Origin of the sequence: Shewanella chilikensis, from assembly GCF_037953065.1 — a bacterium.
Classification (GTDB): domain Bacteria; phylum Pseudomonadota; class Gammaproteobacteria; order Enterobacterales; family Shewanellaceae; genus Shewanella; species Shewanella chilikensis.
In genome coordinates, this window is record NZ_CP149966.1 from 344,495 (window position 1) to 357,999 (window position 13,505).

Consider the following 13,505-nt stretch of genomic DNA (forward strand, 5'->3'; position numbering starts at 1 on the left):
GTCGTTTTTCTTTCAGGGATTTAGTTGGTTTTTTCTTCGCTTTTTCTTTACTCATGAGCGTATCTCCTCTTCAATGACCCCTCTCCACGCCGCCGCTTTGCCAGGAGAGAGGGCTGTTTCCCCTTTGACCGACCGGGAAAGAGGCGGTGGTCAAAGGATTAAGCCAAACCCCGGATCATCCTGTCGGGGCCGTTCACGGCTGAATTAAACACTTCAAGGCACTGTCTCCTCTTAATTAGCTGTCTATAAGCATGCAATCAGGCTGGCAGGCAGGGCCTTGGCTGGTTCAGCGATAAGATCTGAAACAGCACAGGGCCACCTGGTACATCCACTTCAATCAGTTCATCCAGCGTACATCCGAGCAGGGCTTCGCCCAGATCGGACAATACCGAATAGCGGCCGGAGTCGGGATCATGTTGTTGTGGATAAACCAACTCTACCTCCAGAAATTCGCCGGTTTTCAGGTTTTGCAGGCGCGCCTTGGTTCCCGGGTGCACCACACCTCCGCCGGGACAGGGTTGCGCCAGTCTGGCGATCACCGATGCCAGGGTCAGTGGTCTCAATGAGACATTGAACGAGTTTTGCAGATAGAGCTGCGATGTTTTGAATGAAAATAGATCTGCCAGTGCAGACAAAGATTTATACACCACCACAACCTCACAGGCTGAAACGGAAAATGAATAGAAAACTTTGTTACTGCCGGATGCGCGGCCGCACCCGGCTTACACTGGAAATGTCAGTGAGGTGCTCTTGAGAGAAAAAGTGTGACTGTACATAATGAGCCTCCGCAACATCAATGCAAGTGCAAGCACTTAAAAATAAGGGAAAATATGACCAACACCCACCATAGCCCAAGGAGATCGTAAAAGCAAACCCTCAATGGTCACAGCAGATATTGGTCGGGGTCATCTGTGCCAAATTCTCCGGGGGAATGACATAGGGAGGGGTGTCCAATACCAGATTGCCCCAACGTTGGAACAAGGCCTCATAGAAGTATTCGATAAAGGTGCGGCATTTTCTCGGTAGATAGGCGCGTTTGGGATAGATGAGATTAACAGTGACATGTTCCATGGGGAAATCTTGCAATATGGGGACTAAGTCTCCGCGTTGTAGTGCGTCATAGGCAATCATCATAGGTAGGCTGGCGATCCCAAGGCCATCTATGGCGGCTTCTCTGGCCAGGGTGATATTGTTGACCTGCAAGCGACTGTCGGGAATGATCTCTTGCCACTGCTTGCCATCAAATATTCGCCAGTTGCCATCTATGTATGGTGATGCCAGGCGTATTCCTTTGTGCTTCAATAGCTCATCGGGTGAGGCCGGTGTGCCAAATTTCTGCAGATATTCCGGGCTGGCCATCAGCATCTTGTGGGCATTTATCAGGCGGAAGTTTTCCAGTCTCGGGTCATTCAATCCCTGCACATGAAACATCACATCGATCCCCTCTTCGACCATATCTACCTTGCGGTTGGTCAGTTCGGCTTCAATCTGCATTTGTGGATAGTCTTCCAGAAACTTGGCAATCACAGGGCCGAGAGCCTGCTGGCCAAACTCTATCGGGCAAACGATACGCAGGTTGCCGCGGATAGTTTGCTGACTGGCGCTGAGTTGATCTTCGGCGCTGCGTAAGTCCGTGAGTATTTTATTGACTTTGTTGAAGTAAATAGAACCCGCCTCAGTCAATTTCAGGCTGCGGGTGGTGCGTAGTAAAAGTTGTACTCCTGTGCTGTGCTCCAACTCGGCTATCTTACGGCTAACCGTCGCCTTGGTGATGCCCATTGCCTTGGCTGCGGCGGTAAAGCTGCCCTTATCAACAACTTGTGCAAAAATCTGTATCCGATTGAGATCCATTTTATTGTTACGCCTGTGAAACAGTGGGTTGAGTATAGGGTATCTAATAAATCTACTGAGACAGTTGTAAAATACCACTGCAAACTTCAGGAGTCTAATGATGTCAATGAGTGAGGCCGTCAGCGTTATTTTCGGCTCTCTTGGAATGTGATTAGTGACGTCGGCAGTCAATATTTATGGAAGCCATAAACAGTGCTGATATAAAAACTGATATTGCTTGTGCTCGACCCTTGGTGCCGGATGGGGTTGTGTGAGGTAAGGGGACTCGACAGAGCCCGACTTCCACATTGGTAACCCGGTTCGCCGATACAGACCTATTTAGATGCGTTTCCCGACCAAACCTTTACTGGTGTTATCGATAGTCTGTCACCGGCCTCCGGCGCCAAACCTATCCCACCTACTGCGGATGTTAATTCGTTTTTCTCCCCAATAGTTCTAGGATACGCCGGGAGAGGGCTTGGCGCTTAACTCGGTACTTCTCTTTGTGGCGCTCACCGTCTTAGCGACCACATCGAGGGGCTGGCCCAATGATTGGATCATGCGTCTCTTGGTCATACATCTTTACCCCTATCGCACTCATTGCTGAGATATTTTGCGCCGGATTTCAGACTGGTGTAGGCTGAGTTTCCGAGAAATAACAGAGAACTACCCGTGCAGTGGCAATTATTACCCTTTACAGAGTTAACCCCGGACACCCTCTATGAATTGATGAAACTGAGGGTGGACATCTTTGTGGTAGAACAAAATTGCCCTTACCCAGAGTTGGATGAAAAAGACAGAGTCGCGGGGGCCATGCACCTACTAGGCCGCGGTAGTTCCGGAGAGCTGTTGGCCTATGCCAGGTTGCTGCCTGCCGGGGTCAGTTATTCCCAGGTCAGTATCGGCCGGGTGGCCGTTGCGGCCAAGGCCCGTGGTGGTGGCCGTGCCAGACAACTGATGCAAGAGGCGATTGTCAATTGTCAAAAGCTGTGGCCAGCTGAAGATATCAAGATTGGCGCGCAGGAGTATCTGCGGGCGTTTTATCAGAGTTTGGGGTTTGAAGCGGTTTCAGAGGTCTATCTGGAAGATGGCATTCCCCACCTGGATATGTTGTTGCATGCTCAAAAGAAGGACACTTGAATGTCATTATATCGTATAAACCAGCGTCAAATAGTATGTGTGGCCAGCTTTCTGGCCAAACCAGGCAAAGAACAGGCCTTGATTGAGGTGCTGGCGGCACTAATCCCGGATACTCGCAAGGAGGATGGTTGCATTCGTTACGAGTTGAATCAGAGTCGCGATGAGCCGCGCAGGATCACTTTCATTGAGAAGTTTGTCGATATCGAATCTTTCGAACAGCACTGCGCCAAAGACGCTATCCAGCACTATTTCCATCAGCAGATGCCTGAGCTGGTAGAGTCTCATCATGTAGAAACTTATCAGGAAATTATCGTCTGATATTTTCAGGATGAACTGAAGTAGGCTTTAAAACCAATGCCCCGTTAGGGGCATTTTTCAGGCTCGGAGGCGAATATCCGGTTGCAAGTCCAGCTCACCTGCCGAGGAGATGGTCGCCAGCTGCGCATGCTGAGCTATGATGGCCAAGGGGCCACTGAGAAGATTACGTACAAACAGCAAGCGATAACCATATCCCTGTAAGCGATAGAAGGCGAGTTGTTGCTCGGCCGTCATGGCATGCCAATGGATGCTATTGCTGACCTGGTCGGCATCCGGCTTTCGTCTGTCAGGTACTTGTGTGGCGATCATAGTGACTTTTACCCAGGTTGGCACTCGCTGACCATAAGGCGCTGCAGTTGTTACGTATTTGGCTAATGTAACAGGCTTACATGGCTTAAAACATGATTTTGTGCAAAAAACAGACTAATTTAGCACTTCAGTGTTAGCCCCAAAGTTTAAGCCCGGTCGTTACCGGAACATAAAGGGGTGATAGTGATTGGGTCATCAAGGAGGATCCGCATGTTGTCATATATTGAACCTGTGTTCCGGCCGCCATCGGAATGGAAATCTCTCATACTGCAGGTAACCAATGGTTGCAGCTGGAACCGCTGCGCCTTTTGTGACATGTATACCCAGGAGCAAAAGCGCTTCAGAGCGTTTAAGTTGGAAAAGGTGGAGCAAGATCTGCGACGGGTTGCAGCTTCCGGAGTTGAGGTGAGCCGGGTGTTTTTGGCCGATGGTGATGCCATGACTTTGCCTTTTGCCAGGCTGGAACAGATTTGTGAGCTGATTCATCGCTACTTGCCCAATGTCAGTCGTATCAGCAGCTATTGCCTGCCACGCAACCTAGGCAATAAGAGTGTGGAGCAGCTACAGCGGCTGCGGCAACTCAAGTTATCCTTGCTGTATGTCGGTTGTGAGAGTGGTGATGACCAGGTGCTGGCCCGTATTGGTAAGGGAGAGAGTTACGCCTCCTCGCTGGCAGCGCTGGAGAAAATTCGGGCTGCCGGAATAAAGTCATCTGTGATGATACTCAATGGTCTGGGTGGCGTGGACTTATCAAAGCAACACGCACTTAATTCAGCGCGGCTGATGAATGCGGCGCAGCCGGATTATCTCAGCACTCTGGTGGTAACTCTGCCACTTGGCCAGGAAAGAATGGATAGTGCGTTTGATGGCGACTTTCAAATGCCGGATCAAAGACAACTGTTGCAGGAGATGCGTTATTTACTGCAGGAGTTGGAGTTGGAGCAGACCATTTTCCGCTCGGATCATGCTTCCAACTATTTGGTGTTGAAAGGCGTACTAGGGCGAGACAAAGCCAGGTTGTTGGCAATGGTTGAGGAGGCGCTCGCAGGACGTTTCGCCCTGCGAGCCGAGTGGCAAAGAGGCTTGTGATCAGTCTTTTTGCCGCTCAGTGATCCTTATGTCCCGTGCCGGGCAAGGGATCTGGATCCCTGCTTGTTGCAGGCCTTGCCAGATTTGCAGATTTATTTGGTACTTATCCTGGAAATAGCTGGCAGTGGGAACCCAATAGCGCACACCTATATCTATGCCTGTGCTGTTGAAACCATTGATACCCACCTGTGATGGGGAGTTGGCATCGACACTGGGATGGCTGCCGAGTACCGCCTGAGCTATGGCTATCGCCTGCTGGGGATCGGCTTTATAGTCAATATTGAAGTGGGTTTCCACTAACTTGTTGGCAAAGGAGTTGTGCAGTATCTCGCCGATAATGTGTTTGTTGGGAATACTTATCTGCTCGCCTTCCTCGTTGGTCAGTATGGTCAGCCCCAGGCGAATATCTTTGACCAGGCCTGTGGTTCCCTTGACCGTGATGGTGTTACCCACGATAAAGGGACGGGTGACGATAATGGTCACCCCGGCTGCGTAGTTGGACAACATGCCCTGAATTGCTAAACCGGCGCCCAGTGAAGCGGCACCTATGGCTGCCACCATGGGAGTGACACTGATCCCCAGTTTACCCAAGGCAACGATGGCAATCATTATGATGATCAGTATCCGTACCAAATGAGTGACAAAGGTGGCCAGGGTGACATCGACATTGTGTTTTTCCAACTGACGGCCTACTGTGTTGGCCACTTTTGCAGCTAGCCACAACCCCAGTAGAAAGATGATCAGTGCACCCAGGAGTTGGAAGCTGTATTTCACCAAAAACTCGGTTATCAGATCATAAACATTTTGCAGCTGCGCCAACTCCAGCTCCAACCCGGTATTTTTCATTGCTTGGCTCCTTTCCTGAAATGCCGCAAGATATGGACACAATATTCCTGAGTCATGTCACTCACTTGTATTCAATAACAGGGTATTCTGCCTCTTTGTTGTGGCAAATTAAAAGGGAACTATATGAAGTCTTTTGCGTTTTTGTTTTCTCTGTGTCTGACCATGCTGGTCAGCCCTATGATCCAGGCTTCCGAATATACTGTGGGCGATAGATTGGCCCCCATTTCGCTGCAGGATCAGCATGAAGCCACCATGGTGTTGGACACTTCGGCAAAGTATCTGTTGTTTGGCCGCAGTATGAAAGGGGGTGAGATTATCAAAACTGCACTCGAAGGCCGTGATAATCAGGCGTTGCAACAGGCGGGTATCTTTTACCTGGCTGATATCAGCGGTATGCCATCCTTGATTGCCAAATTTGTTGCCATCCCACAGATGCGGGATCTGACTTTCAGTATTGCCCTGGACAAAGAGGGTGAGATCAGCAAATTACTGCCCGCCGCCAAGGATGCCGCCAGCCTGATCTCTCTGGATAAGTTGACCATCACCAAGCTGCAATATTTTGATGATGCCGAAGCTCTGAAGCAGGCACTCAAAGAAGCCGGGCTGCAAGACTGAGCCCTTGGCAGCTCAAGTCTTAGCCGAGCTGCAGACTCAACATACTGATAGCCCCCATCTCCAGGCTGTTGTTGAACAGCAGCCTGTGCTCTCCCGGAAAGGCACTTCCCAACAAGTAAAACAGTGGCTGCAGATGCTCATCTGTTGGATGACACAGCTCGGCCGTGCCAGTATCGACCAAGGTTTTATAGTCCAGCAGCGCTGAGTATTCTTCTGCCATTAAGCTCTCGGTAACGGCCTGATTAAACCGGGTCGCCCAAGGCAATGGTGGGCTGCCTGGTGTCAGGGCGCGCAAATTGTGGACCACATTGCCAGACCCTATGATCAGTACGCCTTGCTCGCGCCAGCGCCTTAACTCGCGTCCCACCTGGAACTGTTGTTGCGGGCTGAGGTTTTGATCCAGACTCAGTTGAAATACCGGAATATCGGCCTCGGGGTAGAGGTGAACCAAGGCCGACCAACTGCCATGATCTAAGCCTTGCGAGTCGATACGAGCGACAGGAATGCTCAGACTGGCAGCAATCTGCTTCGCCAACTCCGGCGCGCCGACGGCCGGGTATTGCATGGCAAAGAGCTCGGCGGGAAAACCGCCGAAATCATGTATGGTTTGCGGCCGGCTTGCAGTGGAAATGGCTGTGCCCCGTGTCAGCCAATGGGCCGAAAGCAACAATATCGCTTTGGGTTTGGGGAGTGTTTGTCCCAGTTCTTGCCACTGCTTTGTGGTGGTGTTGTTTTGCAAGGCGTTCATCGGGCTGCCATGGCCCAGAAACAGCGCCGGCATTATCTGTGTTGCGGACATAGAGTCTCCAAATCAGCTGTAGGATGCCGTTCCTGACATATCTGCATTCAGCTTACCCGGATGCTCGATTGAAAATAATCGCAAAATACTCGCCATACCCTTCCATAAAATCGAATATCCCCTGCTCTCTTGCTTGCCGCTATGCTTTATCGTTTCCGGTAGCTGCTTACACCAAGCGCTCTCAAGCGAGCAGCAATTATGGTTTGTATTTGAGGGTGAAAGTAGTAATTGCATGATTATTAATGCTTTTATTTTATAGTTGTTAGGGTTTGAATTTTTGGAATAAAAAGTTGGTTTTAATGTATAAAAATTCATTGCGTGAGAGGCGGAAATAGCGTTTACTGCGCTGGATTTTAACCCGCTTCGGCGAGGCTGTTCGCCGCACTTGAATGTCGAGGAGACGCAGGGCCAATGAGCCAATTTCAATCTATTGATGTCGCTGATTACTATGACAATGAAACCTTTGAACGTATCAAAGCTTTTGCCAGTGATAAGGTGACACCTTTTGTGGTGATAGATACCAAGATCATCGCGAAACAGTATGATGATATGGTGCAGAGCTTTCCCTTTGCCAGCGTTTATTATGCAGTTAAGGCCAACCCAGCACCCGAGATCCTCAGCTTGCTGCGTGATAAGGGAGCCAATTTTGATATAGCTTCCATCTTTGAGCTGGATATGGTGATGGAGTTGGGGGTTTCCCCTGAGCGGATAAGCTATGGCAATACCATTAAAAAACGCAAAGATGTCAGAGCCTTCTACCAGCGTGGCGTGACTATGTTTGCCTCCGACTCAGAGGCCGATCTGCGGATGATTGCCGAAGAAGCCCCTGGGGCCAAGGTCTATGTGCGGATCCTCACCGAAGGGACAGAAACCGCCGATTGGCCTTTGTCGCGTAAGTTCGGCTGCCAGAATGAGATGGCCTATGAGCTTTTGGTGCTGGCCAAGGAGTTGGGGTTAAAGCCCTATGGCTTGTCGTTCCACGTGGGCTCTCAGCAACGGGACATAGGAGCCTGGGATGCGGCAATCGGCAAAGTTAAGGTGATCTTTGACCGGCTCAAAGAGGAACACGGCATAGTGCTGGAGATGATCAATATGGGCGGCGGCTTTCCGGCCAACTATATCGACAAGACCAATAGTCTCACTACTTACGCCGAGCAGATCATTCACTTTCTCAAAGAGGATTTTGGTGAGCAGCTGCCCAAGATAGTGCTGGAACCTGGGCGCTCCTTGATTGCCAATGCCGGAGTGTTGGTCTCTGAGGTGGTATTGATCAGCCGTAAGTCCAATACGGCACTGGAGCGCTGGGTATTTACCGATGTCGGTAAGTTTTCCGGGCTGATTGAGACTATGGACGAAGCGATTAAGTTTCCGATTTACACTGAGGCTCAAGGGGAGCTGCAACCTTGCGTGATTGCCGGGCCTACCTGCGATAGCGCCGATATCATGTATGAACAGTACAGTTACGGTTTACCGGAGGAGCTAGCCATAGGTGACAGACTCTATTGGTTGACCACAGGCGCTTATACCACTACTTATTCGGCGGTGTGCTTCAATGGTTTTCCACCTTTGCAAGACTACTACTTGTAATCTTGGCGAAGAGTGAGGTTTTTGCTGAGATCGATTTAGACAGGGCGCCAATAGGCGCCCTGTCTGTTTTAGATTAACTGTTCGCCTTGAGGATGGCGAACACTTGTTCTTTCAACTCCAGTTTACGCTTTTTCATCTCTTTGACTTCTTGGGTAAATTCACTGGATAGTTGGCTTTCCTTATTCTTTATCTCTTTATCCAGCAGATTGTGTTCATCAAAAAGCTTCTGAAAATGGCTATCGCTGTTCTTGAGGCTGGTGATCAGATCGCGGTATTCCGGAAACATTGGCGCACTCCTGTTGGTTGGGGGATTAGTGTTAACCCTACTCTGTTTGAAATGACGAATTTGTGACCTTGGTCAACGGAAAGATTAACCGTTTGGTGGAGGTGAGTGGGGACTTTTACTGCTATGCTTTTGAACAAGTTGCAGTAAAAATAGTCAGACAATTGTGGCTAACTTGGTAACTCTGTTACGGCTTAATATTTAATTATTGCCGTAAAATCTGTGATCAAGTTAATCTTATCCGCTTCCATACTGGGATAGAGTCTCATTGAGATGAATTTTACAATCAAAATTGAAAGGGGTTTTCACTATGGCTGATGTATTTCACTTGGGTTTGACCAAGCAGATGTTGGATGGCGCCACACTGGCTATTGTGCCCGGCGATCCTGAACGAGTTAAACGTATCGCCGAACTGATGGATAAGCCGACTTTCCTGGCAAGCCATCGTGAATACACCAGCTATCTGGCTTATATTGATGGTAAGCCGGTAGTGATCTGCTCTACCGGTATTGGTGGTCCTTCGACTTCCATCGCTGTAGAAGAACTGGCGCAATTGGGAGTTGATACTTTCCTGCGTGTCGGTACTACAGGCGCAATTCAGCCTCATGTGAATGTGGGCGATGTGATAGTGACTCAAGCTTCAGTGCGCCTTGATGGTGCCAGCTTGCACTTTGCACCAATGGAGTTCCCTGCAGTGGCTAACTTCGAATGTACTACTGCCATGGTGGCCGCCTGCCGTGATGCCGGTATTGAACCGCATATTGGGGTTACTGCCTCATCTGACACCTTCTACCCAGGTCAGGAACGCTATGATACCGTCAGTGGCCGGGTAACCCGCCGTTTTGCCGGTTCAATGAAAGAGTGGCAGGAGATGGGGGTACTTAACTATGAAATGGAGTCCGCGACTCTATTCACCATGTGTGCTTCTCAAGGCTGGCGTGCCGCTTGTGTGGCCGGTGTGATAGTCAACCGTACCCAACAAGAGATCCCCAACGAGGCAACAATGAAGCAAACTGAAGTCAGTGCGGTTTCGATTGTGGTCAACGCCGCCAGAAAACTGCTGGCCTAGGCCTAATAGGTAAAAATGGAAAAGGCGCTCAACGAGCGCCTTTTTAATGAAGCATGATCCGGCTCAGAAATGGTACTGAGCTATTACCGAATAGGTGTTCTGGTCGACACCGTCCACACCATACTTGTTCTGCCAGTAATCATACTCGATACCCACCAAGAGTTTATCTTTTTTGGCTTCACCGAAGAGCGTGGCGCCCAGGTCATATTTTATCTGGGGGTTGATGTGGATATTTTCTTTGTAGCCGTCTTCATCGGCGGCGAATACCCAGTCAATAAAGCCGTCGAAAACAATCTTGCTGTTGCCCACGGGAATGTCCATACGGAACACCGGAGTCAATTGCCAGCCATCGCTGAGATTGGCGCTGTTTTGGGCGTCACGGCGATAGGTGTTGAGTTGGAAATAGGTGAAGTAGGGCAGTTTGAGATCCATACCTACACCATAGAGTAGCGTCTCAACCGGGCCTTCACCCTCTTCAAACGTCAGTGCCAGCGATAGATCGGTTACCGGACCGAAACCCACAGGTTTACCGAGAATTTTGCCTGCGCTGAAACGGGTGGAGATCTCACCATAAGTGGTGTTGTCTTTACCGCCATTGTGGCCGTTGAAATTGATAAAGTCCTGAAACACAAACCAGTCACCGTATTTCCAGCCGCCAGCGGTTTCCAGGGTAAAAGTGGTTTGTTTGTCGGATGGCGCCAGGTCATAGTCCTGGCCATAGAGTGCGGTTACATTGACATCCCACCATTGCACCAGTGGTTCGCTGAATGCTTGAGGTGAGAGCAACAAAGCTGCGCACAGGCAGATTTTTTTCATCTTAGAGTTTCCCTTTGGTAGAGTCAGAAGCGGTTTGCTGTTGTGCCGGCAGCTATCTGTTGACGAAATATTTCGTCAAGGCTGAATTCTGTGATTCGATTGCCGGTCAAAAAGCCATGGCAATATAGGGAAAAACCGCGTTGGACTCAAAGATTTTTTAACTGGCCGAAATACTTGTCGTTTAACGATGTTTTATATTTTATTCAATAGCTTAATTTGTATTTTAAGGGCTGTGGATTCGAGACGGGTTAACTGGTATGTAAAGAAAAGTTGAATTTTGTGAGCTGAAAGTCATTTGTGCGGCTCATTCAAGGCCGTTTCAATTGCTCAGTATGACATATTATGTCGCAAAGGTGCGTAACTACTGATATAGTGCTGAGAATGGATACTTGATTTCTGGGGGAGGGATATATGGCGTCTTCGGATCCCATGCTTTATTGGGCCTTAGTCGGTATAGTGCTGATGCTGGCCGAACTGATATTGCCTGGCGGGATAGTGGTATTTCTCGGTGCAGCCTGTCTGGTGGTCGCCGGGGCCATCTGGGTAGGGGTGGTTGAGGGCTTGGCACAAAGTCTGACCCTGTGGTTTATCTCCTCAATCGTTTTGCTGCTGAGCTTCAGGCAACTGACTCAACGCTTGGTGGGGGGCGACTCTCACGTTGGCAATACCGACGAAGAGCTGGATCTGTTTAATCTGCCGGCTCGGGTCAAGGAAACCATTGGACCGGGTGAAAAAACCGGTCGCGTCGAATTTCAGGGGGCAGATTGGCCTGCTCTGGGAGACGGCTCGGAGATCCCGGCCGGTACTCGGGTGAAGATCATCTGTCGCGACAATATTGCTCTGGTCGTAGAACCACTCGACGACTCTGAATAATCAATCAAGCAGGAAGGACTCTATGTTTGCATTTACCATTTTTATACTCTTTGTTCTGTTTATTCTCTATAAGCTGATGTTGATTGTGCCCATGCGTGAGGTGCATGTCATTGAGCGTTTGGGAAAATTCCGCACAGTGTTGCAGCCTGGCTTTCACTTTTTAATCCCCTTCTTCGATCGAGTGGCTTATCGGCACGATACCCGTGAGCAGGTGCTTGATGTACCGCCGCAGAGCTGTATTTCCAAGGATAATATCCAGCTGGAAGTCGACGGCCTGGTTTATCTCAAGGTGATGGACGGCAAGCTGGCAAGCTATGGTATTGAAGATTACCGTCTGGCGGCGGTAAATTTGGCACAAACCACAATGCGTTCCGAGATAGGTAAACTGAGTCTGAGCCAAACTTTCTCAGAGCGTGACGCGCTCAACGAGGCGATTGTTCGCGAAATCGACAAGGCGTCCGATCCCTGGGGGATCAAGATGCTCAGATATGAGATCAAAAATATCAGCCCATCCAGGCATGTGATCCACACCCTCGAGAAGCAGATGGAAGCCGAGCGCCGCAAGCGCGCTGAAATCACCCTGGCCAGCGCCGAGAAAGAGGCGATGATCAACCTGTCTCAGGGTGAGCGTCAGGAAGCGATTAACATCTCAGAGGGCCAGAAGCAGAAGCGCATTAACGAGGCTCAGGGTACGGCGCAGGAGATTGCGATTGTTGCCAACGCCCAGGCCGAGAGTATGGCCATGGTTGCCAAGGCGCTGGCGGTCAACGGTGGGAACGAGGCGATGAACATGCAGCTGAAAGAACAGTTTATCGAACAGGTCGGTGAGATATTGCAGAAGGCAGATATTTCTGTGGTTCCTACTGAACTGGCGAAGATGGAAGGTTTTTTCGAGGGTATTCAGCAAGTCAGCAATACAGCTGCCGGTAGCAAAGGAGCGCGCAAATGAATCTGGGACAGATAGATACCGACATGATAGTACTGGGGATCTGGGGGCTTATCTTCCTGGTCTTTATCATCAAGCTGTTTCAGTCGATTCGCTTGGTGCCAACCAAATCTGCCTACATTGTGGAGCGTTTGGGTAAATATCATATGACCCTGGATGCCGGCTTCCACGCTTTGTTGCCTTTTATCGATAAGGTCGCCTATATCCATGACCTGAAAGAAGAAACCATAGATGTGCCGCCTCAGGAGTGCTTCTCCAGCGATGAAGTGAATGTCGAAGTCGATGGGGTTATCTATATTTCTGTGGTGGATCCGGTTAAGGCCAGCTACGGGGTAACCGATTACCGTTATGCTGCGATTCAACTGGCGCAGACAACCACCCGCTCTGTGATAGGTACTCTGGAGCTGGACCGCACCTTTGAAGAGCGCGACTTGATTAGTGCCAAGGTGGTAGAGGTACTGGATCAGGCCGGCGCCTCCTGGGGTATTCGGGTGCATAGATATGAAATCAAGAATATTACGCCGCCGGAAACCGTGAAAAACGCCATGGAGATGCAGGTCAATGCCGAGCGTGAACGCCGGGCATTGCTGGCCAAGAGCGAAGGTGATAAGCAGAGCAAGATCAATCGTTCCGAGGGTTTGAAGCAGGAGATGATCAACCACTCAGAGGGTGAGATGCAACGCCGAATCAACGAGGCTGAAGGTAAGGCCGAGGAGATACTGGCGATTGCCCGCGCGACTGCAGGTTCGATAGAAAAGTTGGCCGAAGTGATCGCTGCGCCCGGTGGCAAAAACGCATTGCGGATGCAACTGGGTGAACAGTATCTGGCGCAGCTCAGTGGTCTGAGTAAGCCTGGCAGCAAGATAGTCCTGCCGGGGAATATGGTGGACTTTGAATCCTGGATGGCCTCAATTGGGTTGACGGAAGAGAATAATATCATTCCACCAAGGAGTTAATTTAATCCTCCAGGAATGAAAAGGTAGGG

Annotated in this window: 16 protein-coding genes; 9 read left to right on the forward strand and 7 right to left on the reverse strand. The window is 49.9% G+C overall.

The window, feature by feature from the left end:
* Positions 1-257: 257 nt before the first annotated feature.
* Entirely contained in the window at positions 258-647 is a 390-nt protein-coding gene (locus WKR14_RS01690; RefSeq protein ID WP_224867961.1) for a GreA/GreB family elongation factor, read from the reverse strand.
* A 229-nt stretch (positions 648-876) separates the two neighbouring features.
* Entirely contained in the window at positions 877-1,851 is a 975-nt protein-coding gene (locus tag WKR14_RS01695) for a LysR family transcriptional regulator (protein WP_339087257.1), read from the reverse strand.
* A 651-nt stretch (positions 1,852-2,502) separates the two neighbouring features.
* Between WKR14_RS01695 and WKR14_RS01705 the strand changes: the two genes are divergently transcribed.
* Both WKR14_RS01705 and WKR14_RS01710 read left to right on the forward strand, forming a co-directional pair.
* Positions 2,503-2,970, forward strand: a complete 468-nt coding sequence (locus tag WKR14_RS01705) for a GNAT family N-acetyltransferase (RefSeq protein ID WP_198552052.1) — start codon at positions 2,503-2,505, stop codon at positions 2,968-2,970.
* Positions 2,971-3,288, forward strand: a complete 318-nt coding sequence (locus WKR14_RS01710; protein WP_101056237.1) for a putative quinol monooxygenase — start codon at positions 2,971-2,973, stop codon at positions 3,286-3,288.
* A gap of 57 nt (positions 3,289-3,345) precedes the next feature.
* Here WKR14_RS01710 and WKR14_RS01715 read toward each other — a convergent pair whose 3' ends face one another.
* Entirely contained in the window at positions 3,346-3,597 is a 252-nt protein-coding gene (locus WKR14_RS01715; RefSeq protein WP_025011550.1) for a hypothetical protein, read from the reverse strand.
* 210 nt (positions 3,598-3,807) lie between these two features.
* Between WKR14_RS01715 and WKR14_RS01720 the strand changes: the two genes are divergently transcribed.
* Positions 3,808-4,686 carry a radical SAM protein gene (locus tag WKR14_RS01720; protein WP_101056238.1) on the forward strand — a complete coding sequence of 293 codons (879 nt, stop codon included), beginning with the start codon at positions 3,808-3,810 and terminating at the stop codon, positions 4,684-4,686.
* Here WKR14_RS01720 and WKR14_RS01725 read toward each other — a convergent pair whose 3' ends face one another.
* Positions 4,687-5,532 (reverse strand): mechanosensitive ion channel family protein, encoded by an 846-nt coding sequence (locus WKR14_RS01725; RefSeq protein ID WP_287589649.1) that lies wholly within the window; start codon positions 5,530-5,532, stop codon positions 4,687-4,689. It lies immediately after the preceding gene.
* 123 nt (positions 5,533-5,655) lie between these two features.
* Between WKR14_RS01725 and WKR14_RS01730 the strand changes: the two genes are divergently transcribed.
* Positions 5,656-6,147: a hypothetical protein gene (locus WKR14_RS01730; RefSeq protein ID WP_101056240.1), complete on the forward strand. Its 492-nt coding sequence runs from the start codon at positions 5,656-5,658 to the stop codon at positions 6,145-6,147.
* A gap of 19 nt (positions 6,148-6,166) precedes the next feature.
* Here WKR14_RS01730 and ygiD read toward each other — a convergent pair whose 3' ends face one another.
* Positions 6,167-6,946: a 4,5-DOPA dioxygenase extradiol gene (gene ygiD / locus WKR14_RS01735; RefSeq protein ID WP_226565111.1), complete on the reverse strand. Its 780-nt coding sequence runs from the start codon at positions 6,944-6,946 to the stop codon at positions 6,167-6,169.
* 411 nt (positions 6,947-7,357) lie between these two features.
* Here ygiD and WKR14_RS01740 point away from each other — a divergent pair, with 411 nt between their 5' ends.
* Positions 7,358-8,533, forward strand: a complete 1,176-nt coding sequence (locus WKR14_RS01740; RefSeq protein WP_101056242.1) for a type III PLP-dependent enzyme — start codon at positions 7,358-7,360, stop codon at positions 8,531-8,533.
* 73 nt (positions 8,534-8,606) lie between these two features.
* Here the strand turns inward: WKR14_RS01740 and WKR14_RS01745 are convergent, their stop codons facing one another.
* Positions 8,607-8,819, reverse strand: a complete 213-nt coding sequence (locus tag WKR14_RS01745) for a YdcH family protein (RefSeq protein ID WP_101056243.1) — start codon at positions 8,817-8,819, stop codon at positions 8,607-8,609.
* Positions 8,820-9,126: 307 nt separating this feature from the next.
* Between WKR14_RS01745 and udp the strand changes: the two genes are divergently transcribed.
* The gene (gene udp / locus WKR14_RS01750; protein ID WP_101056244.1) at positions 9,127-9,885 is read left to right on the forward strand and encodes a uridine phosphorylase; all 759 of its coding nucleotides are present in this window, start codon (positions 9,127-9,129) and stop codon (positions 9,883-9,885) included.
* Between the two features lie 63 nt (positions 9,886-9,948).
* On the opposite strand, the gene WKR14_RS01755 is transcribed toward udp, so the two are convergent.
* A complete protein-coding gene (locus tag WKR14_RS01755) occupies positions 9,949-10,701 on the reverse strand; it encodes an outer membrane protein OmpK (protein ID WP_101056245.1) in 753 nt (250 codons plus the stop codon).
* A gap of 411 nt (positions 10,702-11,112) precedes the next feature.
* Between WKR14_RS01755 and WKR14_RS01760 the strand changes: the two genes are divergently transcribed.
* From WKR14_RS01760 to WKR14_RS01770, 3 genes are read left to right on the forward strand one after another with little or no spacing between them, the layout of a single operon-like run.
* Positions 11,113-11,574 carry an NfeD family protein gene (locus WKR14_RS01760; RefSeq protein WP_101056246.1) on the forward strand — a complete coding sequence of 154 codons (462 nt, stop codon included), beginning with the start codon at positions 11,113-11,115 and terminating at the stop codon, positions 11,572-11,574.
* A gap of 22 nt (positions 11,575-11,596) precedes the next feature.
* Positions 11,597-12,523 (forward strand): SPFH domain-containing protein, encoded by a 927-nt coding sequence (locus tag WKR14_RS01765; protein ID WP_101056247.1) that lies wholly within the window; start codon positions 11,597-11,599, stop codon positions 12,521-12,523.
* Positions 12,520-13,476 (forward strand): SPFH domain-containing protein, encoded by a 957-nt coding sequence (locus WKR14_RS01770; RefSeq protein ID WP_101056248.1) that lies wholly within the window; start codon positions 12,520-12,522, stop codon positions 13,474-13,476. Before WKR14_RS01765 ends, WKR14_RS01770 begins: the two co-directional genes overlap by 4 nt.
* Positions 13,477-13,505: the final 29 nt, after the last annotated feature.

What these genes read in the sequence shown, in the direction of transcription:
- WKR14_RS01695 (WP_339087257.1), bottom strand. Translation starts at nt 1,851, where the DNA reads ATGGATCTCAATCGGATACAGATTTTTGCACAAGTTGTTGATAAGGGC.
- WKR14_RS01710 (WP_101056237.1), top strand. Translation starts at nt 2,971, where the DNA reads ATGTCATTATATCGTATAAACCAGCGTCAAATAGTATGTGTGGCCAGC.
- WKR14_RS01715 (WP_025011550.1), bottom strand. Translation starts at nt 3,597, where the DNA reads ATGATCGCCACACAAGTACCTGACAGACGAAAGCCGGATGCCGACCAG.
- WKR14_RS01720 (WP_101056238.1), top strand. Translation starts at nt 3,808, where the DNA reads ATGTTGTCATATATTGAACCTGTGTTCCGGCCGCCATCGGAATGGAAA.
- WKR14_RS01725 (WP_287589649.1), bottom strand. Translation starts at nt 5,532, where the DNA reads ATGAAAAATACCGGGTTGGAGCTGGAGTTGGCGCAGCTGCAAAATGTT.
- WKR14_RS01730 (WP_101056240.1), top strand. Translation starts at nt 5,656, where the DNA reads ATGAAGTCTTTTGCGTTTTTGTTTTCTCTGTGTCTGACCATGCTGGTC.
- ygiD (WP_226565111.1), bottom strand. Translation starts at nt 6,946, where the DNA reads ATGTCCGCAACACAGATAATGCCGGCGCTGTTTCTGGGCCATGGCAGC.
- WKR14_RS01740 (WP_101056242.1), top strand. Translation starts at nt 7,358, where the DNA reads ATGAGCCAATTTCAATCTATTGATGTCGCTGATTACTATGACAATGAA.
- WKR14_RS01745 (WP_101056243.1), bottom strand. Translation starts at nt 8,819, where the DNA reads ATGTTTCCGGAATACCGCGATCTGATCACCAGCCTCAAGAACAGCGAT.
- udp (WP_101056244.1), top strand. Translation starts at nt 9,127, where the DNA reads ATGGCTGATGTATTTCACTTGGGTTTGACCAAGCAGATGTTGGATGGC.
- WKR14_RS01755 (WP_101056245.1), bottom strand. Translation starts at nt 10,701, where the DNA reads ATGAAAAAAATCTGCCTGTGCGCAGCTTTGTTGCTCTCACCTCAAGCA.
- WKR14_RS01760 (WP_101056246.1), top strand. Translation starts at nt 11,113, where the DNA reads ATGGCGTCTTCGGATCCCATGCTTTATTGGGCCTTAGTCGGTATAGTG.
- WKR14_RS01765 (WP_101056247.1), top strand. Translation starts at nt 11,597, where the DNA reads ATGTTTGCATTTACCATTTTTATACTCTTTGTTCTGTTTATTCTCTAT.
- WKR14_RS01770 (WP_101056248.1), top strand. Translation starts at nt 12,520, where the DNA reads ATGAATCTGGGACAGATAGATACCGACATGATAGTACTGGGGATCTGG.